Below are 25,034 nucleotides of genomic sequence, written 5' to 3'. Positions count from 1 at the left end.
ATTTAAACATATCACTCTTTGAAAGTCAAATTCATCCAGTTGAGAGATGGAGTCTAGCCCTTTTCGGCACCAGCGGTCATCCCGTGAATTAAATACTTTTGAAAAAACATGTACAACACTGTTATCGGAAGCGCCACAAATACGGCACCCGCTGCAAATAAAGTAAAGCTCGAATTGGTTTCGTTCGCCACCATGCTGTAAAGCCCCTGCGCCAAGGTCATCTTTTCCGGCGATCTGAGGACAATTTGCGGCAAAATGAAATCCATAAACGGCGTAATAAAACTATTCAGAGCGACAAACGTAATGGACGGCAAGGACAAAGGTAAAATGATCCGGAAAAACGAATCCTTTGTGCTTGCGCCATCGATAAAAGCGGCCTCTTCCAGACTTTTCGGAATCGTGTCAAAATGTCCCTTCATTACCCATGTTCCCATGGAGATCGAACCGCCGGCGTAAATGAGGATCAATCCCAGATGGGTATCGAGCAATTTGGTTTGCAGCAGCAGTACGAATATCGCCATGATCGACAAGAAGCCGGGGAACATTTGCAGCACGAGCAAGGCCATCAAGGCCTGCTGCCGTCCTTTGAAGCGAAATCTTGAGAAGGCATATGCAGTTACAGCGACCAGCAGCGTCGATAAAATCGCATTGATCGCAGCAATTTTCAGCGTATTCACAAACCACAGCACAAAATCGGTATTGCGAATCAATTCCGCATAATGAACCAAAGACGGATGTTTCGGAAACATGCTGCTGACAAGCAATGCATTCCCTGGATTTAAAGAGGTGCCCACAACCCAAATGATCGGATACATTGTCGTGAAGAGCAGTAGAATAAACACAATATAAATTCCGGTGACCGCCAAGTTGCTTTTTAATCTAGACATTTAGCTCCAGTCCTCTTCTTGATTTGACTTCATCTGCTTGTAATTCCACAAAGAGAAAACGGCGATCATAACGAACATAATGATGGAAACGGCGGAGGCCATGTTGAATTGGCTCTGATTCAGCGTCATTTTGAAAATCCATGAGATCAGAATATCCGTGCTCCCGGCATAAAAATAGTCCGCGTTATTCGGGTTGCCGTCAGTCAGAAGATAAATCAGATTGAAATTGTTGAAGTTAAACGCAAACTGCATAATAAGTATCGGAGCGGTAGCCGACAGCACAAGCGGCAGTGTGATCTTCCGCAGTTTATGCCTGCTTGAGGCGCCGTCTACGTCCGCAGCTTCATACAAATCGCGCGGCATTGTAGTGAGTACACCCGACATCAAGGCCATTAAAAAGGGAGTCGAAAACCACAAGTTAACCAAAATAATCGTTATTTTTGCCATTGTCGGGTCCGAAAGCCAAGGTACAGGCGAAAATCCCATTTTTACAATCAGGTCGTTGACCGGACCAAACGTTCCATTCAGCAGAACCCGGAATACCAGAATTGAAATAAATTGCGGTACTGCCCATGGCAGGATAAATACCGTTCTCCAAAACTTTTTGAGTTTGACCCGCGGGTGGTTCAGCATCATCGCTAACGTCAAGCCAGCTATAAAAACGGTTAATGTAGAGGCCATCGCCCAGATCAGGTTCCAAATGGCAATCCCCATAAATGTGGTCCGCCATGCCTTTTGGGCAAATAATTCAAAAAAGCTGGCGAATCCGGTCCAATCGACTAATGAACGGTCCGGAATATGGTCCGGTCCGGGGCAGAATAGTTCGTAAATGCGATCAGCACGTTAAAAACGAGCGGAATCACGGTCACAAACAAGACCAAAACGGCAGCTGGCAGAAGCAGCAGATAAGGAAGATTCCGAAATTTCACATTTTTGATGGATACCTTAAACCCTGGAGCCTGCCCGCCTTCATCCCTGATGCTCCCGTTTTTATAAGCATCATAAATGTTCATGGCATACATGCCGAGAAACAACAAAATGATAATCAACGTGATGAGACCATGGATAAGCATAAAAATGGAATGGTCCCCTTGAATGACTTTGCCGTTGATGATCCGCGTCGGCACATCGCCTAATGTAAGGAGTCCCGTGATGCCTTTGTATGCGTAAGGATAGTAGCTCCAGAAAAATAACTGTGAGCTAGTCATCCAGATGAGTCCTTTAACATATTGCTTGTTGTACAGCTGCCCCAATCCGATACATACCGCAGAAAATATGGCAGCCAAGATCCCGTGGCGACGCTCTTGTCGGTTTAAATGCATTTCTGAAGACCGCCTTAATCAAATTTTTAGAATAAAATCAATGCTTCAAAGTCGCTGTCTTGATTTGTTCGACCGCTTTATTTAGAGCTGCTGCCGGATCAGTCTTATCATTCCAGATCGAAGCGAGCGCCGAGCTCACCGGCATCCATACATTTCCCATTTCCGGGATCGAAGGCATCGGCGTGGAGTGTTTGGCCTGCTCCAAAAAAGCAAGCGCATCCGGATTGGCTGTAATGATCGGGTCATCCGCCAAATCGCTGCGCGGAGGCAGTTGAGTCGTCATTTCATAGCGCAGCTTCAGGTTGTCTTTGCCGGTTGCGTAATCAGCAAACAGCTTCGCGGCAGCCGGGTATTTCGTATACGAATTGACATATAAAGCCCTGATCCCCGAGAAGCTTACCGGATGCTGCCCGTTTGGCAGCAGCGGAAGCGGCACAACGCCGTAATCGATGCTGTCCTTGGATAAGCTCGAAATGAGCCATGGCCCGTTAATGATGGCGGCCGTTTTCCCCTCTTGGAAGAAGCCGGTAATGATGTTATCATTTAAATCGTTGATATTGATGGGAAGGATGGTTTTCAGCGTCTGCAGAAACTCCGCCCCTTCGATGGCTCCGTCATTGTTTAAGCCAATATCGCTTGCGTCCTCTCCATTTTTACCAAATACGTATCCCCCGTATCCGGCCAGGAACGAATAAGATTGATACAACTGCGAAACATCCCACATCAAGGCGAACTTTTTGTTGGCCGGATCGTTGTAGTCCTTGGCAAACTTGATAATGTCCTCATAGGTTTCGGGCGCTTTTGCCATCAGCTTTTTGTTGTAGTACAGAGCGTACGTATCGATAGCCATCGGGAAGCCATACAACACGCCCTGATACTTGACCCCATCGATGGCGCTGGACATAAACTCGCTCATCCTCTTCTCATCGAAAACATCATTCCCAAGCACCAATCCCGCAGCAACTGCATTTCCCAAATGATCATGCGGTGCAGAGAATACATCGGCCCCGAGTCCCGCCGGACCATCCGTTGTCAGTTTTTTTACACTGTCTATAGCTGGTACTGCCTCCACCTTCACTTTGACACCATACTCTTGCTCGAAGTTCTTTGAGATCGCTTTCAGATATTCCAGTTCAGGACCCTTGGACTCCCAAACCACCAATTCGGCTCCCGGTTCAGGCTTCAACTCACCTTGGCTGACTTGCTGTTCTTCGCCGCTTTGCGGCTCTCTCACAGATGTTGTGCCTGAAGGACCGCATCCGGTTAATAGGCTAAAGCTGACCAGGCCTGCAATCATTGTGCTTAACATCGCTTTTTTTGCCATATCCTCGCCTCCTTATTATAACTTAATCGTTTAAGTACTGAAACGTTTAAGTTAATTTAGTATCATCATAACGTCACTGTTCTCTTGATGTCAACCCCTTGATGAACGCCACAGCTCCCAGCACCAGGATTCAAGTGTCGCATGATGCTATCGGCAACGATTTGCTTCTTCTAAAGTAACTTGCTGGAAATAGAAAAACCCCAGGTGCACCGGGGCGTGTTCAAGACTAAGAAGATAAATAGCAATTTGTTCATGGAGCGGATAAACCATAAGTCAGCATGATAAAGGGCAATTTGGCTTTCTTTTTAATGGGTTATAGGATTGGGCTAATGAACTAAACAAATAAGTCCTCGCCTTTATATACCGATATGGCCAATTGCTGTTACAAAGAGGAAAAGGAATACAGCCATGGAGGCGTTAATGACTTCGAACAGCGCAAGCGGCTTGGACATTTTAGTCGGTGATTTGGGAAAAATACCAGCTAAGTCGATCATGTACACGATAAAGTATAAAACAGCGATGATTTGCGTAATGAAAATGGCATTAGGATGTGATATTAGTAAGAGATAGCATACGATAAACGACGTAATTCCAAGTAAGATAAGAAACAGATTAAACCCCCAAAATACAACCCCTTTTAATTTTGAGAAATCTCTATTCTCTATCGGTCCTCCCGGAACCAATATCGCCAATAAAGTTACGTTTAAAAACGCTAGCAAACTTGCCATGATCATTATATCCTGCATTGTCATCTCTTCCTCTCATCGGTTGGTGACTCCAGATTATCAGGAAGAAAAGAACATGTATTGTAAAAAATCAGCATCTATAATCAGGCGTTCATAACTCCTGACCATGCCATACATAACGAAGGGTTAATTCATCTGGCAACTTCTCTAACTCTCTGACGGTTCTACCGGCGAATTTTCTCGATGTTTTGATGAGGTGAGACTGATCATAGTAACGATACTGCATATCCTCCCTCAATCCTTCATCCTCCACATGTTTTCTGAACTTCACAATATCTCCGTAGGCTTTTGGGGTTAGTCCGATATGTTTTTTGAAGAAACGCTCCAGCGTACTTACTGAAATGCCAAAAAACTTTGCCATACTCACAATGTTCAAGTGTTCATACTCTCGTTCTACATAAGTAAGCATTTTCTCTATGCGGTCAGTATCCTTTTTATTTAGCGCTATTCTATGCGATAAATATTGATTGATTGCTTTGAGAGGTTGCCCTACATCTTTAAATCCCCTCATCTTTTGGTACAGTTCGTCTAGCTCAGGATCTACATCGTGGGCCTGTACGATTCGCTCTGTCAGTTCGAGACTAGACAAATGAAACAATTGTATATACCCTAACGGAGTTAATGTAATCCCGATTTGATACAACTGTTGTCCATATCGGACATGTTTCGCCCTCTTTATTTGACCAATCACAGCCGTATTGGGGAGTACCACTTCTTGATCTTCTACCACCAGCCTATAATCAGAACCATAGTTGAAAATGATATTAAGATACCCCAGCGGTATAATAACATCTTCTCGATGGTCATCAGCGAGAAGATCGAAGTCAACGACCCAGATATAATCCACTAACTTACGTAAAGCAGCTATAGGCTTAAACGTTCGAATCATCGTCTGCTTCTCCTTACGGTGTTATTGTTATCATTCTCATTATACAAAAGACTCCGAAAACAGTTTATAGTTATTGAGAGTATCGCCTCAAGCCAACAACCTGCTAGCTCCATACGCCGGAACGGCTAGCGAGTTGTCATTCCCTATCACCGCCTATCAATACCAACAGCCAAGCCCCCTCTTCATCTTTTCCCAGCAGCAATCCGCCCTTTACTCCACCAAAAAACTGCTATTTGTGATACGGTTCAGCTTAACGGGCCTATCGACGAAAAAAGCGATTATTCCCTTTTAATAGTGAAAGTTATCTTTGGGCTTGAAAATTTTAAATCAACCTTCTATAATTTGCTTAAAGCAAACAAATTGTTTAAGGGAGTACAATCAATGAATGCAAATAAAGAAATGATGAAAGAACTGGCTTTAACCATGTTGACTGTCGCTCATGAAATTAAGGATCTGCAGTCCAGAGGGATCGATCAGGTAACGGCTCTCATCTTGGATTATTGTCATACGCACGAGGCAGTTCGCGCCTCTGACATCGCAGCCGTCCTTGAAGTAAACCCGTCCTCCATTACCCGTCGAATTCAAGCCATGGAGCAAGACGGGGTCATTCGTTTGACCAAAGACCCTGCTGATCAACGCTCCGTTCTTATTAGCGTTACGAGCGATGGCAAGCGGCTATTAGATACCTTGACTGAACAGGCTACTCATTTATTCTCCTCAATAATCGGTCATTGGGACGCAGACGATATCCAAGATATAACGAATTTAATGTCCAGATTTTCAAGTGAGCTAACAAGCTGGAAGGCGAAATACCCCGTAAGTGATAAAAAAGCCCATCGCAGAAAAATAAGTCAATCCTGGAAAACGAAAAAGCCATAATTGAGTAAATGAACAGGCTCTGCCTGTTTCTTTATACTTATATTTGCTTATCACAAACAAATTTAATGAGAAGGTGAATTAACGTGGCAAAAAGCAATACAAGCATGATTTTAACCGGATTGTTGATCAGTCTTTTTGTTGCCGCATTAGATCAGACTGTTGTGTCTACAGCCATGGGAACGATCGTTGCTGATCTTGGCGGAATCGATAAATATGTATGGGTATCATCCGCTTACTTCATCACGGAAATCGCAGGCATGCCGATTTACGGTAAACTCTCGGATATGTTCGGACGTAAACGTTTTTTTGTGTTCGGCGTATTCATCTTTCTTCTTGGATCGGTTCTTTGTGGACTCGCTCACAGTATGGTTGAGCTTAGTATCTATCGAGCTATTCAAGGTATCGGGGGTGGTGTTATAGAACCTATTGTCTTCACCATTGCCTATAGTATTATTCCAGATGAAAAAAGAGGGCGGATTGGAGGATTATTCGGGTCGGCATTCGGCTTGGCAAGCATTCTGGGGCCCCTATTGGGCTCCTATTTAACGGAGATGCTTGGTTGGCGCTGGATCTTTTATCTCAATTTGATCCCGGGACTGATCAGCCTGGGTTTGGTCGTTTTCTTTTATCGGGAAACCCATACCCGCTCCAATCAAAAGATTGATTGGCTGGGAACGTTCACGCTTATAGGTTCTCTTGTTTGCTTGTCTTTTGCCTTGGAGATGGGAGGGAGTGAATACGAATGGACTTCTCCCGTCATCATTACATTATTTTCCATGTTTGCACTACTGTTCTGTACCTTCTTATATGCCGAAAGGAAAGTTCCGGAGCCGATCATTTCATTCCGAATGTTCAAGAACAGACTCCTCTCCACATGCCTCCTATTGGCATTTATATATGGAGCAGCCTACATTGTTGTAATCGTGTATATGCCCTTATTCGTACAAGGTGTTATGGGACGACCAGCAATCAATTCTGGATTCATTTTGATACCTCTGCTTCTTAGCTCGATCCTAACCAGCATGACCGGTTCGACGCTCGTTAGGAAAATCGGTTATCGCGTTACTATGTTGATATCTGGATGCGTTTATGCGTGCGGCGTTTTTCTTCTGATTCGAATGACCGAGGACACAACTCCGTTGTTGTCCGCTCTCTACATGATCGTTATCGGAATTGGGGTCGGCTTTTCTTTTTCTGTGCTAAGCATTGGGACGAATCGAAGCGTCGACGGGGCTGAGCGGGGAGCCGCAAACTCCATTCTAACGTTTCTGCGCGCATTCGGCATGACCGTAGGCATTACCGTATTTGGCATCATTCAGAAGAATTTGCTAACCAGTCAGATAAGCAAGTTGCTATCCGATAATGAAGATGCAAAGGGGCATCTTCATAACCTGAGTCCGGAAGCTCTGCTGACGCAGGGAGGGCGTTCGCAAATCCCTGATGATTTATTGAGAAGGATGAGCGGAGCGTTTGCCTACTCGCTCACTCACATGTTTATGTGGTTATTTGTTCCCGCGGCGTTAATATTGGTCATTGCTCTTCGAATGAACAAGGAGAAACAAGTTGCCAACGGTCGGCCTTTTGGACAAACCGATTAAGACCAAGGGTGGTTTGCTTAAGCATCAGTAGTATCACTCCACATATTTCGCGGCTAAGGCCAAAAATTTTCGCCGTTACTTATGATGCGGTTCTCCGCGCTAACTGTAACGGCAAGTTTAAAGGCCATCCTTTACGGGATGGCCTGACCTATCAAATCTAAACAACTATACACAATAACCAACCGAATTCCTTAAAGTAAAAATATTTCCCTGAAAAGTAAAACCATCGGCTAAATGGTAACTATACCCTGGTTTTCGAGGGGTCTTCTTTTCAATAAAAGGGGTATTTTAAAGCAACTTAATCAGCTCTTCTAGCTCATCAACCAAAACTTTTGCAGATTCAAAATCAGTATTTTTTAAAGCCAATTCTATTTTCAGTTCAACTGCTTTTTTATTTTGTTCAGCTTCTAAATAATCTCTATCAAAATGACTCGCATAAATCATCTGTCTAAATTTTCGCATACTCATTTTTCTAATCGTCTTATCGTCAATGATTAGAACATAATCCATACCATTGACAACAGAATAGAAATCATGAGAGATCATGAGAATCGCACCTTTATAGTCTTGGGTGGCTTTCTCCAGTGCAATTTGTGTATAGGTGTCTAAATGGCTTGTCGGTTCATCAAGAAGCAATACGTTTGCTTTACTGGCAGCAACTTTAGCTAATTGAAGCACATTTTTTTCTCCACCAGATAAAGATTCTATCTTTTGATTCACAATTTCCCCTTCAAAGCCATAGTTTGCAATATACGATCTAACCTCATCATACGTTTCAAACCCCGCATCGATGAATTCTTCTAGGATGGTATTAGAATCCTTTAGCACTTCGCCTTGAACTTGAGATAAATAACCCACTTTAGCATCAGCATGTATTTCAATGGACTCATGATTGTTTTTAAAGATATCTCGGAGTAACGTCGTTTTCCCGGTACCGTTTGGACCAATAATGGCTATTTTATCCGTAGATTTTATCTCAAAGTTCACATTGTCTAAAAGCAACTCATCAAAGGCAACACGATAATTATTTACCTTTACAACAACGCTGTCTTCCATTTCATGATCCATATCAAAACAAATCTTCGGTTGCTTAATATCAACAAATGGGGCTTTAATTCTACGCGCTTCCAATCTTTCCTGAAACTTCACTCTAGCTTTTAATGCTCTCCCTCTAGATGCATCGGCATCAGCCGTTGCGATAGCTCTAAGATTATCGATAATGTTATCGTATCTCTCAATTTCTTCTTGTTCAGCGACTGCGATTTCTTGCAACTCAATTTTCGTCTGAAGTAATGAGAAATTATAATCAATATATCGCCCATCAAACTCTTGGATCTCTTTGTTTTCAAGGTGAATCATTTTGTTGAAACAATGATTCAAGAGATATCGGTTGTGGGTAACAACTAGCAGTACGCCTTTGTGAGAATTAATAAGATTTTTAAGCGCGTTTAGGTTTTCAAAGTCCAAAAATACATCGGGTTCGTCCATAATCAATACGTCTGGGCTACGAAGCATTTCCTTCATCACTTGAATAAGCTTGAATTCGCCGCCACTCAGATCGGATACCCTAAGATCTTTTAGCTTCATGAGGTTTGCTAGATTTAGTTTCTTATTAATTTCGCTCTCAAAATCATCCCCACCGATTGCATCCAATGCGTCTAAAGCGAGCTGATACTTTTCTAATAACGAATCAATATCCGACGATGTCTCCATTTCAGTACATATCGAAGTGATTTCATCTTGTAACTTAATTAATTGATCTCCTATATATTCAAAAACGGTTGTTTCTTTCGTTTTGTCCAGTTGAGGGAATTGACTTACATACCCAATTTTGCAGGTCGGGTCTATTTCTAGCTTGCCCTCGAACAAATATCGTTCTGGATCCATCAATATATCGATTAATGTGCTTTTCCCACTACCACTAGTTCCAATAAAAGCGCAATGTTGTGCCTCTTCAAGCGTAAATGAAATGTTATTATATAGTTCTTTTTGCGGGAATGAGAAGGATAAGTTATCAACTTCTATCATCGTATTACCTTTCTTTATAGCTATAATGGTGACTATGATTCGGTGTATTACAAAATATAGATTTTGAGTGTAACACTGTTTACAACCAACTTCAATTGATTTCAATCCCATTTCCTGTGGATTATAGTTCCATGCTACTTTCTGACGAATGGCCTAGCTGTCCCATACATGTTCCGTCCCTTTTTTATACATCAAAGAAATTTGATCCGCGATGTATTCAGAGCTAAATTGCGTGCCATCCTTAATCCACCACATAATAATCCCAAGGAGCGAAGATGCAAGAATATCAACTGAAACTGCCTCCCTTATATATTGAATCTCTCTCGCGGATCTTCGCTTTTCTATTGTATTTTTTAATAGGTTAAACATATGATTTTTGAATCCTTTGTTCTCAAATAATACAGCGAAGATTTTCCGATATTCATATACATAATTTAAAAATGTAACCAACGTTTCCTGCTCGTTACTACCTCCCCCTTGTAATAAGGGATCAATCTTCATTGATAGATCATCAAAAATGTCATGTACAATCTGACGTAACAAGTCGTTAATATCGTCATAATGCAAATAAAACGTTGCACGATTTAGTTCTGCACGGCTTGTAATTTTTTGAACGGTCAGTTGAGAAATATCGAGATTTTCAGTTAATAAGGAAAAAACGGCATTCTTCAGCATCTTTTTTGAACGAATAGCACGCGGATCTTCTTTTTTAGATATAGACATTTTACCCCTCTATTATCGATTATTTTTGAGTTCATTAACAGATCAGTCTATTTTGTTGTTTAGTCAACATTTTCAAAGATATTGTAAATAGGTATTTTTCTTAAATGCTGATATGATATGTTATATTTTATCGACACATTGTCGAAAAAGCTACGAAACGAGGGTTTTCTCTATATGCAAGAAGACAAAAGACCAATAAATAAAGGGATATTACTTAGCATTCTAATCGTTGGTTGTTTCTTATCAACATTAAATCAAACGTTATTAAATATCGCTTTAAGTAATTTGATGGATGTATTCCATGTATCGGCAACAACCGTACAATGGATTTCAACGGGGTTCATGCTGGTCAACGGAGTATTAATTCCGGTCACAGCCTATTTAATGAAACGTTTTACAACGCGTCAATTATTCATAAGTTCCATGCTATTCTTGTTAATCGGTTCAATTATTTGTGCAGTGGCACCAAACTTTAGTGTGTTATTAGCAGGACGTATGATTCAAGCTGCTGGCGCAGGGATTATTATGCCACTTATGATGAGTGTCGTTCTCGCCATTTTCCCAGTTGAAAAACGTGGGAGCGCAATGGGTGTACTAGGATTAGCGATCATCTTCGCACCTGCCATTGGCCCTACACTTGCGGGATTTGTCATCCAATATTACTCTTGGCGCTGGTTATTTATCGGCCTAATTCCGCTAATCGCCATCGTCATTTTGTTGGCATTCAAGTATTTGGTGAATGTATCTGAAACGTCTAAGGCGAAGCTCGATATACTAAGTGTTATTTTATCCACGATCGGATTTGGATTTATTTTATATGGGTTCAGTAGTGCAGGGAGTAAGGGTTGGAGCGATGTAATCGTAATCCTTTCATTAGTGATTGGTATCGTTATAACAGCCATCTTCTGTATCAGGCAAATCAAGTCCAATGACCCTATGTTAAATTTATCTGTCTTTAAAAATAAAGTCTTTACTCTAACGTCTCTTATTAACGTTCTAGTCACGATGATGATGTACGCGGATATGATTTTATTACCTATCTATCTACAAAAGGGTCGTGGATTTACCGCATTTGATGCAGGACTCCTATTATTACCGGGCGCACTCGTGAATGCATTTATGTCCCCGGTCACGGGTAAATTATACGATCGCTTTGGTGCGAAGCCGCTGTTTATCATTGGCTTACTGCTTATTATCCCATCCATGTGGGCGGTAACAGATTTATCTGAATCAACAACATATATGTATTTAATGGTTCGTACGATTGGCCTTAGACTTGGATTAAGTTTTATTACCATGCCACTCAATACAGCCGGATTAAATGCGCTACCCAGACAACTCGGTATGCATGGTACCGCAGTGAATAATACCGTGCGCCAAATTGCCGGGGCGATTGGAACGGCTGTCGTGATTACGATTTATACCGCGCAGGCTACAAGCCATGCAGCTACAGTAATACAGACAAATCCTTCAACTACTGCTGATCGCCTTAAATCCCTTGCTTCCATACTAGGTGCAAGTGATGCTTATTATTTCATGATGATTTTAGCTATTGCCGCGCTTGTTATCACATTATTTGTTCCTATGAAAAAGAAGATAAAAGCTGAAGAAAAACGCCTGGCCTCGTCTGAGTAATTTCAAAAAGCGCAACTAAAAGGGAAATTACTTTTAGCTGCGCTTATTTGAAATTCATATACTACATTAGCCTATATGCATTTTGTAATGATAACTTCACCTTATTATTGCATTCCGTGTTACTTGTTGTCTCATCTGTTGTTTTGAACAAGCATACTGTTAAAGAGCCAGCGGAAGTTCCATCTGAAATACTGGGGCAGATGCCAATCCTCATAACCTTTTAATACCCCTTGTTCCAACCAGTAAGACTCTGATTTCCCACTTGTTACAGCTTTAGAAACATAAGCGATCGTTTCCTCCAAGAAGCGTATGACATCCGTAATTCGATCCGAGTTAGACACATCACCGTGTCCCGGAACGATCGTATTGACCTTAAGATCTTTTTGGATGCGTTTGAGAATGCGTATCCAAGCGTATGGATTACCGTATGGCATGACTGGAATCGTCTTCGTCGATATTAAATCACCAGCGATCAAAGTTTGCTCTCCTGGAACGTACACTACAGCATCACTTAAAGAGTGACCGCCTCCATAAGATAAAACTTCGATAGTTCGCTTTGTTCCTTGAATAACGAGTTTATCTTCAAAGGTTATCGTAGGTGTCACTCTGCGGAGGGAAGGGATGGCATCGTACAGGGTGCGTTGTACGGAAAGGTCATAGTCGATTTCGGTTAATATGTGAGGATCTCTTTCCTGTGAGCGTACATGATTTAGGCTAGTTATTAGCTTTTGAGTGTTTTGTTGCATAAGATCAATATTCACTTCACCCATATCAGATAGCAAGTCTCTTGTCCAAACGGTAGATATAAATTCGCTTTTCATAAATTCCTGATTGCCGTTGACATGGTCCCCATGAAAATGTGTATTCACGACTTTACTGATCACCTTCAGAAATCCGTTCTTTTCGGCCGTATCTATCATCTGACGAATGGAATCTTCTGCAACATTGCTAAACATATACCACTGATCCTCGGATTCATCATGAATCAATACCTTTGGGTATCCTGATAGCAATTCATCTGGAAATGCAGTAACTAAACTATAAACATCATATTGTTTTACGCTATTTCCCTTTTCGTCCAAAAAGTCATACTGTCCATCTTTATAATACGAGCCCGGTATATCAATATTAACTATCCAGGAGTAGCTATCAGGAGCTTTTACCTTAGTTCCCTTGTTTGTTGAAATAATATGATAAATGGCTTCATTCCAATGATTTGATCGGGACAATCAGCCGTTTCTTTGCGATGATCCCATAAAGGGAGTGCCCTAACCCGAGTCCCAACTCCCACCCTACCCTACGGGGAAAATTTCTACGCCCAGCAAGCGGCTAATGCCAATAGTTTGGTCTTGAATATGATACGGTTCTCCGTATCATATTCAAGACCAAAATCTAAATTAGGTTGCTAAAAATATAACTTTCTATTTCATTGAATTCATTAATTTATAGAAATACTTCGAATCATGGGTTTTATAAAGACTATACCATGCATCTAATGCTTCAGAAGAAAACACATCCAAAGCTCTCAAAATATGTACAGAAAATTCTAATGGAGCTATACCAGAAGCGGTGATCAGATTTCCATCCGTTACTGCTGGCTCCGTTTTGTAATACTTCTCGCCTGTATACGTGGGACAAATCATTTTGAGATATTCCAGATCATTGCTTGTATGCAGGCGTGAATTTAGCAATCCTGTCTGTGCAAGTCGTATTGTAGCACCACAAATCGCTGCAACCAATATCCCTTCTTCTAAACACTTTTCAACAACGCTAATGATTGGTCGATGAATTGTTTCTGACCATGTATCTCCACCTGGTAAAATCAATGTATCAGTGTCTTCGAAACTGCACTCTTCCAGCTTGATGTCAGGAAGTATCCTTAATCCACCCATTGTAGTTACAGGAGTCATATCATTTCCCACAGTAACTATTTTTAATGGAGCCAGCTCTTTCTTAAAATATCTTCCTGAGTTCAGTTCAGCAGTTAAGTAACCAAATTCCCAGTCCGCCATCGTATCAAATACATAGAGATATACTGTATTTTTCATTTGCAAGTTCTCCTCATTTACAATTTACCACGTGATACCAACTATTAGTAATCCGTGATTATTATCATCATAATAAAACAGCTTCCCTGACATCTGCAGTCAGTGAAGCTGTTAAAGTTGATAATATTCTATTAACTCATATGCAATAGCAACCAGCCTTTCCTTCAAGCTCTGCGGTTCGATGATTTGAATTGACTTCCCGTAGGGTAATAGAAAATTAGGAACATAGTTATGAATAAACTCTTCCTCAAGCCAAAAAACTGCTCGATTTAATGTCCGCTCTTTCAAATAATGACCCAAAAACCAATGCTGGCATAAGTCATCCAATGCATTTGACTTACCATCGATCATTAAAGAAATGATTCTGTCCTTGCCAACTAAATCGGGTAACAGATTTTGCATAAAAAACTCGCGGGGTGAAAAAGCTTCGGGACGCTTAAATTTGCTTTGTGTATGCTTGATTTCCAGAATCCGCTCTACTCGAAAGGTACGGATCTCATTTCTTAAATGACAAAATGCAACCGCATACCATCTATTGTTCCAGTAAACTAACCCATAGGGATCTACTAGCCTATTCTTGGGTAGTTCATCACGACTTGAACGATAATCAATTGCGACAGAGACTTCTTTCTCTATAGCTTGCTCCAATTCCATCAGTACAGGCTGAATAGACAAATATCGTCTCCCATTTATAACCTCATATCCGGCCAAATGACGATTAAGCATACTTTCCTGCTCTTGGTTCGTATACATTCTGAGCTTTGATGTCGCATTGCTTAGTGCCTCACTCAAAGGGTAACCGGCTTCTTTAGCAAAAATCGTAGCATGAACGAGTGCCTTTTTCTCCTCCATATCAAATAGCAGAGGTGCTCTGATAAAATGATTCAGCAGCCTGTACCCGCCATTATGACCTGAGTCAGAGATAATCGGCACTCCACTGGCACATAGCGCATCAATATAGCGATATACGGTCCTTATATTTACTTCTAGCTTTTCTGATATTTGTTTTGCAGTCATTTGTACACCTGAATTCAATAACCATAGAATTGCCAGCATATTATCATTTTTTGGCATAACATTCTCAACTTTCAACTCTATTTTCTGCACTGCTTGCGAGGATCCACCTTACACTTATTACATTATATAAGAATTTGGCGATCCTGGTGGGGTAGTTTCGGGGGATTTTGTCACCCATTCAGTATAGAGAATGCCTACTCGCCTAATAAATACAATTTCGCACTGTAGATGATACGTGAACCGTATTATCTACAGTGCGAAATCAAAAAGGCACCCGTTAAGGGTCCCTCAGTCTGGAATCGGACGTAAATGTTTACAGCAATACAACCTTATATTTTTAATCTTACTAGGCCATAGGGAGCGGCAGTACATTCGCTATGACGGCTCCCCTCCGCTACTAACGATAAGGCTCTTCACAACCCCTATAACAACGAAAAAAAGGTTACCCTGTTCACGCTCTTGCGAGTCAATAGGGCAACCTTCTGTTGTGATTTTAGACTTTGAGTTACCCGTATCAGTGGCTCACCAGCGCTAATGCCTCTTCGTGGTTCAGTGGCTCAGAGCCATTTCCCTTCCCTTATTCACTCGATCTTGAAGAAACCCAAAGATCATTTCTGCATATGCAGCAGCGATCATGGGATTACTCACTTTCCAGATCGGTGCTTCACTGAAACGGCAACGTTGCTTAGGGTTGCTTGTCCTTTATGCCTGCCTAAAAAATACTTTGTCTTCGTTATATTTGGCCTTGCCCTCATTAATGATATACGTTTCATAAATTTCTCTGTGGACAGGATCCTCAACGATACAAACTTCGATTTTCGTTACTTCGTCTCTATGCATTCTGATCGGGGATACGGTATCCTCAAAATGTTTTTTTATTCTCGGTCTAAGCTTTCTGGCTTTTCCGACGAACAACAATTCATCTTTATCGTTGTAAAACATGAAAATTCCACCTAACTCTCTAGTGATCAAGTGAAATTCCGTGAAGCCGTAAATGTTGCTTTCTTGTGGATCAACCTGTTTGGTAATGGTGACATCAGGTGTGGGAATGATGATATTGATCATGATAATCTACTTCCTTTACTTATATTAGATTATATACTGTGCTCATACTTCAAGCATACTACATGGTATCACATTATACCCAACTTCTTACGATGCTCATGAGCGTATATGCAAAATCGATAGATTTCATGGAGTTCGAGCACCATCATACTCTTCAGGTCCAAGCCCATAAGAATCCGTCTCGGTCCCAAGCAATTCTGCCGCCGTGGAGTTTGCGGAAAGCCTTCTTCACCTCTTTAGACAGCGATGTATTTCCATTCTCATTCACGAATACGAATTGTTCTCCGAAATGGGTCTTCACATATTCAAGCGCATCGGCCTGGTATAGCGTTCCCGTAAACCTGATTTCCTTGACCATCCATTCCGCCACTTCCTGTGCGGTTACTTCCATAGGATTATTCTCCTTTCTACTCGCTTATTGCCCCATTACTGGGTGTGTGGTGAGAAAAACGCGGAAATGATGACCAAGCTGCGCGCAAAATTCGCTGAGTGGTAGTAGGAAGCCAATAACAACGAAGACCTAACACATGCCTGCTGCGCATTCGTCTGACATCAAACTCCACACACCTTCCAACATTCCCCAGACAACTTCACCAACATTATTTTTCGCCCTACTTGTGATACGGTTCTCCCCGATTGATCTTCACCGCGCGATAAATCTGCTCGGTGAGCACCAGCCGCATCAGCTGATGCGGCAGCGTCATGCGCCCGAAGCTGAGCTTCTGCTGGGCGCGGCGCAGCACGGAATCGGAGAGCCCGTGGCTCCCTCCGATCACAAACGCAACATGGCTCGACCCGTAGGTGCCGAGCCGGTCGAGTTCGGCGGCCAGCTCCTCCGAGCTCCAGAGGTGGCCGCCGATGGCAAGCGCGATGACATGCGCGCTCTCTTTTACATGCGCGAGGATGCGTTCGCCCTCGCGCTCCTTCACGATCGACACCTCGGCTTCGCTCAAGGTGTCCGGCGCTTTTTCGTCCGCCACTTCAATCATCTGGAATTTGATGTAAGGGTTCAGGCGCTTGGCATACTCCTCGATGCCCTGCACCAAATACTTCTCTTTCAATTTGCCAACGGCAATAATTTGAATCAACATCTAAATCCTCCGTCCCGACGATTTGTCCTTATCATTTGTCTATTAAAAACACCGCAGGCGTGGCTATTTCTTCAACCGCGCAAAAGCTCCGGCTCTTCCTTCGCCATTTTCCTCATACTTGCTCTGAAAACCCGACTCGCAGTATTTTGCTGCATAACGATGGTCCCCAGCTCGACCCTATCCGGTTATCAGCTAGCAGGTATAACCGTTCCACCAACCTCTAACGAAACGTGGTATCGTTATTTACACCAAAAAAGGCCGTTATATATTTTAACGAAACGTAGTATCGCTATTAGACTCAAATAGTAACTTAAAGCGCCAATTTAGCACAAATAACGATTGCCAGTTTCGTTAGATTTAATGAGCCTCTGTTTTTGCAGTAATAACGATATGGAGTTTCGTTAGAGATTATTAGCGATCTTGTTACCCGCTCCATTTTATCAAAAAACCACAATGAAGTATCCCATTGTTCAATAAATCGGCAATGCGTTCGTACTTCCTGCATATCCATATATCAGCATAGCAAAGCAGGGCCACGGTTCAATCGGTACCTTCGCTCAGAGCTTACAGCGGTAAATAGCTGTACTGTTGGCCCACTTATGCAATCTGGAGGTGTTTAGGTGAAACCCAAATATGTAAAAGAGTTCTTCTTCTTTCCTGACATCGCGATCATGTGTCTCATCTTCTTGATCAGCTTCGGCTTTCTGTTTCCCAACTTGACGTCCATAAGCCCCTGGATTGCTCTGGTTATTGGCATGGCTGCTTATTCAGCTGCGGAATATTTCATCCATCGCTTTCTGTTTCATTTGAAAACGCCGAAGAATGCCTTTTTTCTCAAATTACTTAAGCGCTTACACTACGACCATCACGCTAGTCCAAACGATCTGCACTTATTGTTCCTGCCCTTATGGTACTCTCTCCCGAACATGGCCATCGCCGGAGCAGCAGCCTACCTTTTCTCTTCGAGCCTTGTTATTACGCTGGCCTTTATCGACGGGGTGATCCTGTTTTTACTGTTCTACGAATGGAAGCATTATATCGCCCATCGTCCGGTCACCCCTCTCTCCCCATGGGGTCGTTGGATGAAGAAGATCCACTTATGGCATCATTTCAAGAACGAAAATTATTGGTACGGCGTTACGAACCCGATCTTTGATTTTGCACTTGGAACCTATGAAGACCAGAAAAATGTAGAGCTGAGCCAAACTGCACGAAACCTCGAACAGCGCGGAAATAAAAATACGTGATCTATAAGCCTTCCACTATGCTCCATACTTAATTGCCCAAATGACCGCCACTGAACGAACTTAGCCCGTCAAACGCTAAGGTTTGCGGGCTATTTGCTCATCATTTATTCCTGCTGCTATTTCTTATAATTCGCCAGTTTCTCCTGAGCCATGCGAATCATCTCGCGCACCATGGAGCCGCCGATCTTCCCGCCGATTTTCCCGACCGACTCGGTCGTCAAATCACTGTTATCTCCCTCCGACAAGGGAATACCCAGATCCTCAGCCACCTCGTACTTCACATCATCCGGCCGATTGGGGTTTACGTCATAGCCCTCTTTTCTCATCACTTCGGCTTTAAATGACTGCATCTCCTGTTCGACTCCGGGAACGGCATACCTTCTGCGTCTTCTAGACATATCCTTGAATCACTCTCCACATCTATTTTGGCCTAATATACCCTGAATCGGCCGAAGATATCCCTTATGAGATTGTTCATATCGTTCACTCGAGTAAGAACCGGATCAAAGCCAAGTTAATAAACAACGGCCACCGTTACTCAAAGACAGATTTTATTCTTGCGATATAGAAACAGATTCATTCTCCGCTGCTGATAGCCTATTAATTCTATACTCTACACGGAGCTGCTCAAGAAGTGATCTCGGCATCGAATCTTAAATCCCTCTGGGCCAAAACCTTATGCTTGCCAAATTCGTTTTCCTACGAAAAACCTTCAAATGCTCATTGACTACCCACTACGTAATGGTGCCCACCATACCACTCATCCGCCCCCTTGAGCTTTGTCCAGTTCGCAGCGCCGGACAGGACCTGGTTGCCCAAATCAGTTAAGCGGATCAGGCAATCCTTAAAGAACGAATCGGTGTGCTTATAATCAGGAAACGCACCCAGGCCCTGAACATACAGCAGCGGGTAAGGATCCTCCGTCATCTTTCGCAATCGATACCAATATTCCAGGTCGCCCATGCCAAGCACATGCAGCTGATCGCCTACATGACGAAACAACTCGTAAGGATGAGCAACTCCCTATGACACCGCTTCTAACGTGACCTGCTCAATAATTCCGATTCCACGATCCTCCGCAGGAATTCTGGACAAATGAGCCTGAAATGCCGCCTGGACAAAAGGCAATGCTGTCGTGTCTTCCTCAACAATCTGGGTATGCTTGCTCCAGTCCTCCGAGGTATACGCCTCCCATACCTTTCGCCCTAATTGCAGCTGCTCTGGCCCAACAGGCTGCCAGATTCCTGACAATGTTTGAAGCTGCTTCGCTGAGAGCTGCCCCAATCCCCGAAACAACTCGATGCCCGGATAGGCGCCGATACACAACAGGTTCAACTTGGTATTTTCCAAGGTTTGATGGGAGAACCAATGCAACAGATAACAGAGCATCGTTTGGTCGAACAAGTCATGCTCGAACCATAGGATGATCTCGGGATAGGCGGCCAAGTTTTGGAGAACCTGTTCCTGCTTCCTACAGCCCTGAATATACTCCTCCTGCGGAATTCCCAGCGTTTTCTGCAAATATTGGGCGCGCAGTTTGAGATTGTCTCCATTCAGCTCCCGGAACACAGGCCCATGCGGATATACCTCTCTCCATACCAGAACCTCTCCTTGAACTCCGCTTCCCTTCAATTTTTCAGCAACAGAATCCCCATTCACAATGTGCAGCATTTTAGTGCCCCCTTCATAGAGATCGAGAAATACGGAGATAAAATCAGTCACATGCAGCGAATTTTTCAGCATACGTCGCGCATCGAACAGCCTTTTCTTTAACGCAGATACAGACACACTTAAATAGTCAGAGATTTCTTGAACGGAATAACCCTGGAAATAGTATAGCTGGACCGCCATTCGCATATTGGGCGATAATTCAGCAACGGAATCATGCAGCATCTTCTGCAATTCTTTTCGCTCCACCAAATTCTCCACACTGAAGCATTCACCGGAGGAGAGCTGTTCTACTTCCTGAATCGGCACGATGGGATGCTGCTTGCGACGCAGTACCCGATAACATTGACGCTCCACAATCACCTTGAACCAGCCTGGAAAAGCCTCCTGCTTCCTGAGCTTAGGCAAATTCACGAACGCTTCCGCAAATGCCTCCTGAACTGCATCCTCTGCTAAATGCACATCGCGTAATATCTCATAAGCTACAGTCTGTGCCATCCCTCTAAACCTCTGAACGATGTACTCCTGCGCCGTTCCTTCGCCACGCTTCGCGGCTTCTATCCAATCATGCACTTCTAATGAGGTCTCCCTTCATCCGTCTTATCCTATTCAAGTGCCAACGGCATCCAGAAAGGTTACGGCTTCCTCTCCAGAAAGGCTGTAAACTGTTGTACATTTTCAAAACAATGGATCTCGACTCCCCTACCTCGAAGATACCGATCTAATGAGACGACCAAGGATTCCACAGCCGCCTGTAGTTTCGATAAATTCTGCGAATCCAGAGTAGCAATTAATTCAGGGAATCCCCTCTTTCTGTATGTCTCTATATACGGCGAATCGAGACTCAACTCAGTAGGCCAATGACCCGTTTCGGCAAAAAATAAAAAACCAGCGATAGTATCCTGTACATGAATAGCAGAGAAAAATGCAGTATCATAATCATCTGTTTCGCAGGCTGTAATGATTTTATCCATAACTCCCTTTAACTCTTCGTAAAAACCTTTCATTCTGTCAGGGTAAGAAGGAGTCTCGTAATACTTTTCTTTTTGTGCCAACACCAAATCCAGTGTACTTGCCGTAAGTTCCTCGCAAGCCTGCAAAATGGCTGTGTTCACGCTGCTGCACATAACCGCATCTATATGTTGCTTCAAGCGAGCTGGTTTCAACGGCAGGCCCAGTACCTGCTCCATATTCTTGCCAATGCCCCTTGTATAATAGGTTCTATTTAATAATGCCAGACTTTGAAATACTTTAGTTAAAACTTCATGAGCCCCTATTCTATAGAAGGTGATATCCTCGGTATCGACGGCCCGGCTCATCCTATACAAATGCAGATAAACATTCCGCAGCTCTGCTTCCGCTTTCTCCACCATCTCTTGTGCTTTTTCCGCCCCTTGCATGGTAGAGATGGTCTCGCGCAGCTTCATAAATCGCCCTCGGTCCTCTTCTGAACGGACGTATAGAAGCTTGCTGTCTGCGATGATCGTCGTCTTATCCTCCTGGAAGGAAGCCATTCTCTCGGCCCGTTCCCAGCTAATTGGCCAGAAATCAAACCCGATCCCATCAATGATGAACTGTATGCTCACCTCGTACCCCTTTGCCCGTAGCCGGGATAAAAAAGAAATCCAGATCAGAACGCCGGGTGGCCGTTCCCTGAGCATATGAACCATAATAGACGATTATCGCAATCTCGTCAGAGTACTCTTTCTCAACATGATCTATAAGAGCCTGTGCAACATCAAACACGTTTAACATTCATATCCCCCCTATATAGCCCCTTACGAGGTTATGATATCAAGGTTCCTCAAGGCCTAATAAGGAGAATTTAATTATAAAGAGAGTATCCATTAACGACGGATACTCTCCTGAAACCAAGACCTTAAAAGATATGGCGTCCCCTCGTCTAAAGTGCCTGAAACAATCGTTCCCCTTCCGTCGAAATGTACTTATACATTAAACCGCATATGACCAACATTACGACTGCAATGCCTGATAGGACAAGATTGCTATTCACCTGGGACAACCCAAACAGTAGAGCAAATGGGATCACTATGCTGATGAAGCCAAGAAACATGGACACCAGTACCGAGGCGCTCTGCTTAATCGCAGCAACTTCGCTGGTCCATTCCAGTTTAGGCAGCCTCAAATTGGTAATAACCCCCAACATTGCCGAATAACACGCATAGATCACCGGGATCACCAACAACAGCAGGCTCTCTATCCATCCCGTACGCAGCGATACGATGAGCAGCAAGCAGCTCACTATCGAGATCGGAATGGTCACGGTAAGATTGACCGCGACCTTGCTAAGCAGAATGACTTTCTTGGATACGGGCGAACTTTTGAGTATCCATAGATGGTTGCCCTCCAGAGAAATTGAGCTCGCTGATGTGCAGCTTAATATGATGAACAAAGACACGACCAGTGGGACCATTCGCCCCAAGTAGTCGGACATTTGGGGAATTTCCAGCAATTTCCCCAGCTTCTCCGAGTCAATGAACAATAGAGCTATCGACGTCACGAGCAGAAAAATCATGATTATACTCGTATTCAGCACATATAAAGAAGAGCTGAAATAGCGCCGCAGCTCCTTGCTATATAAGGCGCGAAAAGGAGAAGAAGTTTTTAGCGATCTCATCACATACTTACTGCTTGTACGGGATGTCGTTAAGCCTGTGTGGATCGCTTTATACCTCGTGCCAAGCACGGTAGAGAACAAGATGAACGCCGTTACGGAAATACCGATAAATAATAGCAATGGACCTATCTGATAAGCGCAAACGGCATCTACATACATCGTTGTAAGAGGATACACCTTAAAGATCATATCTGCCAATTGCGTACTCATATTGGCAAGAACCTGCTCACTCCCATTCATACGGAACGAACCCATCATCATTCCAACAATGATAACCATCGTTAGAATGAGGGTGATCATCCGACTCGCTCTGAACCGGGAGGAAATCCAGCTAATCAGCGCGCCAATCAGGGTTGCTGCAATAATGGGCAATAGCGGAATAAACAGAAGTGTAATCAGAAAAAACAGATAAAATAATGCTCCCGGATTCACTTTTATCGCATACACCACACCGGCCGGCAGCATCAGAATTAACGTAAGAAACAGATTTAGCACATAGAGCTGGAGGACACGGCTAGCTACCACATGGCTTGTTCTAATGGGTAAGGACATGACCAGATCATAGTCTTTGCTGCCAAATAACACTCCGCTCGCCTTATAAATAGTTGTGAAGAAGCCGAACATCGACGCTAATGCCATCATAATAGCCAGCAGCAGATCCATACGCCCTATCTGTTCAAAGACCTGCGCCAGGATGAGACTGTATCCGAAGGAATAAGCAACAACCACGGCTACGCCAACCAGAATACCGATGCTGAGCAAAACCCATTTGCGCTTATCCTTACTATCCTGGGTATGCCATGCTTTATTTAAGCCGAAGGTAGACAGCAGCTGTATCTTTGTTAAGCACCATATATTAATCATGATCTATCAACTCCAGGAATACATCTTCAAGGCTGTGATCCCCCTTCACATCCTCCGTCTTGCCATAAGTGATCAGACGCCCTGCTTTAATAATTGCAATCTTGTTGCACAGTTTCTCTGCCGCATCAAGCACATGAGTGGAGAAGAAGATGGCACTGCCATTCCTGCACAGATCAGCCATGATCGCCTTTAACGTATGGGCTGCCTGCGGGTCGAGTCCGACAAAAGGTTCATCCAGCACCAACAGCTTCGGTTGGTGAATCAGCGCAGAGATAATCGCAAGCTTTTGCTTCATACCATGGGAAAATGAGGAGATCAGATTTCCCAGACTGACTGTAATCTGAAAAGCATCGCCATATTGCTGAATCAGCCGCTCGCGATCTGTTTTCGATACCCTATAGAGATCACCGATAAAATTCAAATATTGTATGCCGGTAAGATGATCGTATAGATCCGGGTTGTCCGGAATATAGGCAGTAACCCTCTTGCAGGCAACCGGGTCCTTTTTGATCGAAATACCGTCAATTTCAATATCTCCTTCTTCAAAGTCCAGGACACCCACAACGGAACGGATCGTCGTCGTCTTGCCAGCCCCGTTATGTCCGATAAAACCGTAAATGTCACCTTTCTCAACCACCAGATTCAAGTCGTCTACGGCCTTCTTTCCGCCCTTATAGCTCTTAGTAAAATGTTTTATTGTGAGCATCGTCCCTCACCTCTCCATAGGTGTAATATACAACTTAGCATGGCATCGATCTTTTCCGCTTATCACCAAGCAAATATAATACGATTAACCTGTGCGAAACGTTCAATTGTATCCATTCACTTCGGGATAAATCTCGAATAGAGGCGCCGGTTCCCGAATCCCGGCATCCTTAGGGGCTTCTAACGAAACGTGGGAACGTTATTCGCACCAAAAGAGTCTTCTGAGAATTGTAACGAAACAGGGTAACGTTATTTAAGCAAAATAGCCGCTCGAGGCTGGATTTAGCTTAAATAGCGATAGGGTGTTTCGTTATATTCAAACTGCCCTTATTTTTAAGGAAATAACGATATAGTGTTTCGTTAGGTTAGAAAACTAAAACAAGCCCTCCCAAAAAGGGAGAGCTTGTTGTCCATCATTATCATTATTATACAACCAAGAACCGCGCCTCATGCTGGCATTCCTCACATTTTATCGGCGGCTCCCAATCAATAAATTTCGTATGTTCCAGATCTACAACGTCCGGTGCTTCCTCGAACTCTTGAATGAACTTATCAATGGCTACTTCTACATGATCTTTGCACACTACATACATATACGTAAAGCATCCTCTCTGTTGCCGCAGCTACTAAGCATACGCTTCTAGAATTACAAACATCCTG

The 25,034-nt window shown here is 43.3% G+C and carries 24 protein-coding genes and 1 pseudogene; 4 read left to right on the top strand and 21 right to left on the bottom strand.

From position 1 onward, the window contains the following. Positions 1-53: 53 nt before the first annotated feature. The 5 genes and pseudogenes from BN1360_RS04350 to BN1360_RS04330 all read right to left on the bottom strand — a co-directional run bounded on the left by BN1360_RS04350 (position 54) and on the right by BN1360_RS04330 (position 5,168). Entirely contained in the window at positions 54-887 is an 834-nt protein-coding gene (locus BN1360_RS04350) for a sugar ABC transporter permease (RefSeq protein ID WP_068778669.1), read from the bottom strand. Then, positions 888-2,209, bottom strand: a pseudogene (locus tag BN1360_RS04345) (carbohydrate ABC transporter permease). It abuts the gene before it with no gap. Between the two features lie 37 nt (positions 2,210-2,246). Continuing rightward, complete coding sequence (locus tag BN1360_RS04340) at positions 2,247-3,533, bottom strand: sugar ABC transporter substrate-binding protein (protein ID WP_068778668.1); 1,287 nt, start codon at positions 3,531-3,533, stop codon at positions 2,247-2,249. 356 nt (positions 3,534-3,889) lie between these two features. Then, entirely contained in the window at positions 3,890-4,285 is a 396-nt protein-coding gene (locus BN1360_RS04335; protein ID WP_148466509.1) for a DUF8051 family protein, read from the bottom strand. An 85-nt stretch (positions 4,286-4,370) separates the two neighbouring features. After that, positions 4,371-5,168 carry a helix-turn-helix domain-containing protein gene (locus tag BN1360_RS04330; RefSeq protein WP_068778666.1) on the bottom strand — a complete coding sequence of 266 codons (798 nt, stop codon included), beginning with the start codon at positions 5,166-5,168 and terminating at the stop codon, positions 4,371-4,373. Between the two features lie 381 nt (positions 5,169-5,549). Between BN1360_RS04330 and BN1360_RS04325 the strand changes: the two genes are divergently transcribed. Then, positions 5,550-6,047 (top strand): MarR family winged helix-turn-helix transcriptional regulator, encoded by a 498-nt coding sequence (locus BN1360_RS04325; RefSeq protein ID WP_068778665.1) that lies wholly within the window; start codon positions 5,550-5,552, stop codon positions 6,045-6,047. An 83-nt stretch (positions 6,048-6,130) separates the two neighbouring features. Then, positions 6,131-7,645: an MDR family MFS transporter gene (locus tag BN1360_RS04320; RefSeq protein ID WP_229520801.1), complete on the top strand. Its 1,515-nt coding sequence runs from the start codon at positions 6,131-6,133 to the stop codon at positions 7,643-7,645. A gap of 288 nt (positions 7,646-7,933) precedes the next feature. Here BN1360_RS04320 and BN1360_RS04315 read toward each other — a convergent pair whose 3' ends face one another. Continuing rightward, entirely contained in the window at positions 7,934-9,673 is a 1,740-nt protein-coding gene (locus tag BN1360_RS04315) for an ABC-F family ATP-binding cassette domain-containing protein (RefSeq protein ID WP_068778743.1), read from the bottom strand. Positions 9,674-9,826: 153 nt separating this feature from the next. After that, positions 9,827-10,396, bottom strand: a complete 570-nt coding sequence (locus BN1360_RS04310) for a TetR/AcrR family transcriptional regulator (RefSeq protein ID WP_068778664.1) — start codon at positions 10,394-10,396, stop codon at positions 9,827-9,829. A 174-nt stretch (positions 10,397-10,570) separates the two neighbouring features. Between BN1360_RS04310 and BN1360_RS04305 the strand changes: the two genes are divergently transcribed. Beyond that, positions 10,571-12,031 (top strand): DHA2 family efflux MFS transporter permease subunit, encoded by a 1,461-nt coding sequence (locus BN1360_RS04305; RefSeq protein ID WP_068778663.1) that lies wholly within the window; start codon positions 10,571-10,573, stop codon positions 12,029-12,031. A gap of 131 nt (positions 12,032-12,162) precedes the next feature. Here BN1360_RS04305 and BN1360_RS04300 read toward each other — a convergent pair whose 3' ends face one another. The 6 genes from BN1360_RS04300 to rlmH all read right to left on the bottom strand — a co-directional run bounded on the left by BN1360_RS04300 (position 12,163) and on the right by rlmH (position 17,252). After that, the gene (locus BN1360_RS04300) at positions 12,163-13,260 is read right to left on the bottom strand and encodes an MBL fold metallo-hydrolase (protein WP_068778662.1); all 1,098 of its coding nucleotides are present in this window, start codon (positions 13,258-13,260) and stop codon (positions 12,163-12,165) included. A gap of 192 nt (positions 13,261-13,452) precedes the next feature. Then, on the bottom strand, positions 13,453-14,079 hold the full coding sequence (locus tag BN1360_RS04295; RefSeq protein ID WP_068778661.1) for a type 1 glutamine amidotransferase family protein: 627 nt from the start codon (positions 14,077-14,079) through the stop codon (positions 13,453-13,455). Positions 14,080-14,190: 111 nt separating this feature from the next. Further along, positions 14,191-15,153: a helix-turn-helix transcriptional regulator gene (locus tag BN1360_RS04290; RefSeq protein ID WP_068778742.1), complete on the bottom strand. Its 963-nt coding sequence runs from the start codon at positions 15,151-15,153 to the stop codon at positions 14,191-14,193. A 645-nt stretch (positions 15,154-15,798) separates the two neighbouring features. After that, complete coding sequence (locus BN1360_RS04285) at positions 15,799-16,161, bottom strand: nucleotide excision repair endonuclease (protein ID WP_068778660.1); 363 nt, start codon at positions 16,159-16,161, stop codon at positions 15,799-15,801. A 154-nt stretch (positions 16,162-16,315) separates the two neighbouring features. Beyond that, positions 16,316-16,552: a DUF6953 family protein gene (locus tag BN1360_RS04280; RefSeq protein WP_068778659.1), complete on the bottom strand. Its 237-nt coding sequence runs from the start codon at positions 16,550-16,552 to the stop codon at positions 16,316-16,318. A 220-nt stretch (positions 16,553-16,772) separates the two neighbouring features. Continuing rightward, positions 16,773-17,252 (bottom strand): 23S rRNA (pseudouridine(1915)-N(3))-methyltransferase RlmH, encoded by a 480-nt coding sequence (gene rlmH, locus BN1360_RS04275; protein ID WP_068778658.1) that lies wholly within the window; start codon positions 17,250-17,252, stop codon positions 16,773-16,775. A gap of 620 nt (positions 17,253-17,872) precedes the next feature. Between rlmH and BN1360_RS04270 the strand changes: the two genes are divergently transcribed. Beyond that, the gene (locus tag BN1360_RS04270) at positions 17,873-18,499 is read left to right on the top strand and encodes a sterol desaturase family protein (protein ID WP_068778657.1); all 627 of its coding nucleotides are present in this window, start codon (positions 17,873-17,875) and stop codon (positions 18,497-18,499) included. Positions 18,500-18,615: 116 nt separating this feature from the next. Here the strand turns inward: BN1360_RS04270 and BN1360_RS04265 are convergent, their stop codons facing one another. From BN1360_RS04265 to BN1360_RS04235, 8 genes are all read right to left on the bottom strand, one after another. Further along, positions 18,616-18,897, bottom strand: a complete 282-nt coding sequence (locus BN1360_RS04265; RefSeq protein WP_082789927.1) for a small, acid-soluble spore protein, alpha/beta type — start codon at positions 18,895-18,897, stop codon at positions 18,616-18,618. Between the two features lie 322 nt (positions 18,898-19,219). Then, the gene (locus tag BN1360_RS25830; RefSeq protein WP_229520799.1) at positions 19,220-19,501 is read right to left on the bottom strand and encodes a hypothetical protein; all 282 of its coding nucleotides are present in this window, start codon (positions 19,499-19,501) and stop codon (positions 19,220-19,222) included. 21 nt (positions 19,502-19,522) lie between these two features. Continuing rightward, the gene (locus BN1360_RS04260; protein ID WP_229520797.1) at positions 19,523-20,740 is read right to left on the bottom strand and encodes a sigma-70 family RNA polymerase sigma factor; all 1,218 of its coding nucleotides are present in this window, start codon (positions 20,738-20,740) and stop codon (positions 19,523-19,525) included. Positions 20,741-20,802: 62 nt separating this feature from the next. Further along, positions 20,803-21,753: a hypothetical protein gene (locus BN1360_RS04255; RefSeq protein WP_068778655.1), complete on the bottom strand. Its 951-nt coding sequence runs from the start codon at positions 21,751-21,753 to the stop codon at positions 20,803-20,805. Then, entirely contained in the window at positions 21,731-21,922 is a 192-nt protein-coding gene (locus BN1360_RS04250; RefSeq protein ID WP_068778654.1) for a nucleotidyltransferase domain-containing protein, read from the bottom strand. The genes BN1360_RS04255 and BN1360_RS04250 overlap by 23 nt, the downstream gene beginning before the upstream one ends. 148 nt (positions 21,923-22,070) lie before the next feature. Beyond that, positions 22,071-23,669, bottom strand: a complete 1,599-nt coding sequence (locus BN1360_RS04245; RefSeq protein ID WP_068778653.1) for an ABC transporter permease — start codon at positions 23,667-23,669, stop codon at positions 22,071-22,073. Beyond that, the gene (locus BN1360_RS04240) at positions 23,662-24,375 is read right to left on the bottom strand and encodes an ABC transporter ATP-binding protein (protein WP_068778652.1); all 714 of its coding nucleotides are present in this window, start codon (positions 24,373-24,375) and stop codon (positions 23,662-23,664) included. Before BN1360_RS04240 ends, BN1360_RS04245 begins: the two co-directional genes overlap by 8 nt. 424 nt (positions 24,376-24,799) lie before the next feature. Then, positions 24,800-24,967 carry a CxxH/CxxC protein gene (locus BN1360_RS04235; RefSeq protein WP_069188280.1) on the bottom strand — a complete coding sequence of 56 codons (168 nt, stop codon included), beginning with the start codon at positions 24,965-24,967 and terminating at the stop codon, positions 24,800-24,802. Between the last annotated feature and the right edge of the window lie 67 nt (positions 24,968-25,034).

Origin of the sequence: Paenibacillus sp. GM2, from assembly GCF_900069005.2 — a bacterium.
In the GTDB taxonomy this organism is placed as follows: domain Bacteria; phylum Bacillota; class Bacilli; order Paenibacillales; family Paenibacillaceae; genus Fontibacillus.
This window is presented reverse-complemented; position numbering and strand designations above follow the sequence as displayed.

What these genes read in the sequence shown, in the direction of transcription:
- BN1360_RS04240 (WP_068778652.1), bottom strand. Translation starts at nt 24,375, where the DNA reads ATGCTCACAATAAAACATTTTACTAAGAGCTATAAGGGCGGAAAGAAG.
- BN1360_RS04295 (WP_068778661.1), bottom strand. Translation starts at nt 14,079, where the DNA reads ATGAAAAATACAGTATATCTCTATGTATTTGATACGATGGCGGACTGG.
- BN1360_RS04265 (WP_082789927.1), bottom strand. Translation starts at nt 18,897, where the DNA reads ATGTCTAGAAGACGCAGAAGGTATGCCGTTCCCGGAGTCGAACAGGAG.
- BN1360_RS04325 (WP_068778665.1), top strand. Translation starts at nt 5,550, where the DNA reads ATGAATGCAAATAAAGAAATGATGAAAGAACTGGCTTTAACCATGTTG.
- BN1360_RS04305 (WP_068778663.1), top strand. Translation starts at nt 10,571, where the DNA reads ATGCAAGAAGACAAAAGACCAATAAATAAAGGGATATTACTTAGCATT.
- BN1360_RS04250 (WP_068778654.1), bottom strand. Translation starts at nt 21,922, where the DNA reads ATGTTAAACGTGTTTGATGTTGCACAGGCTCTTATAGATCATGTTGAG.
- BN1360_RS04280 (WP_068778659.1), bottom strand. Translation starts at nt 16,552, where the DNA reads ATGGAAGTAACCGCACAGGAAGTGGCGGAATGGATGGTCAAGGAAATC.
- BN1360_RS04330 (WP_068778666.1), bottom strand. Translation starts at nt 5,168, where the DNA reads ATGATTCGAACGTTTAAGCCTATAGCTGCTTTACGTAAGTTAGTGGAT.
- rlmH (WP_068778658.1), bottom strand. Translation starts at nt 17,252, where the DNA reads ATGTTGATTCAAATTATTGCCGTTGGCAAATTGAAAGAGAAGTATTTG.
- BN1360_RS04350 (WP_068778669.1), bottom strand. Translation starts at nt 887, where the DNA reads ATGTCTAGATTAAAAAGCAACTTGGCGGTCACCGGAATTTATATTGTG.
- BN1360_RS04310 (WP_068778664.1), bottom strand. Translation starts at nt 10,396, where the DNA reads ATGTCTATATCTAAAAAAGAAGATCCGCGTGCTATTCGTTCAAAAAAG.
- BN1360_RS04315 (WP_068778743.1), bottom strand. Translation starts at nt 9,673, where the DNA reads ATGATAGAAGTTGATAACTTATCCTTCTCATTCCCGCAAAAAGAACTA.
- BN1360_RS04285 (WP_068778660.1), bottom strand. Translation starts at nt 16,161, where the DNA reads ATGATCAATATCATCATTCCCACACCTGATGTCACCATTACCAAACAG.
- BN1360_RS04235 (WP_069188280.1), bottom strand. Translation starts at nt 24,967, where the DNA reads ATGTATGTAGTGTGCAAAGATCATGTAGAAGTAGCCATTGATAAGTTC.
- BN1360_RS04245 (WP_068778653.1), bottom strand. Translation starts at nt 23,669, where the DNA reads ATGATTAATATATGGTGCTTAACAAAGATACAGCTGCTGTCTACCTTC.
- BN1360_RS04340 (WP_068778668.1), bottom strand. Translation starts at nt 3,533, where the DNA reads ATGGCAAAAAAAGCGATGTTAAGCACAATGATTGCAGGCCTGGTCAGC.
- BN1360_RS04335 (WP_148466509.1), bottom strand. Translation starts at nt 4,285, where the DNA reads ATGACAATGCAGGATATAATGATCATGGCAAGTTTGCTAGCGTTTTTA.
- BN1360_RS04290 (WP_068778742.1), bottom strand. Translation starts at nt 15,153, where the DNA reads ATGCCAAAAAATGATAATATGCTGGCAATTCTATGGTTATTGAATTCA.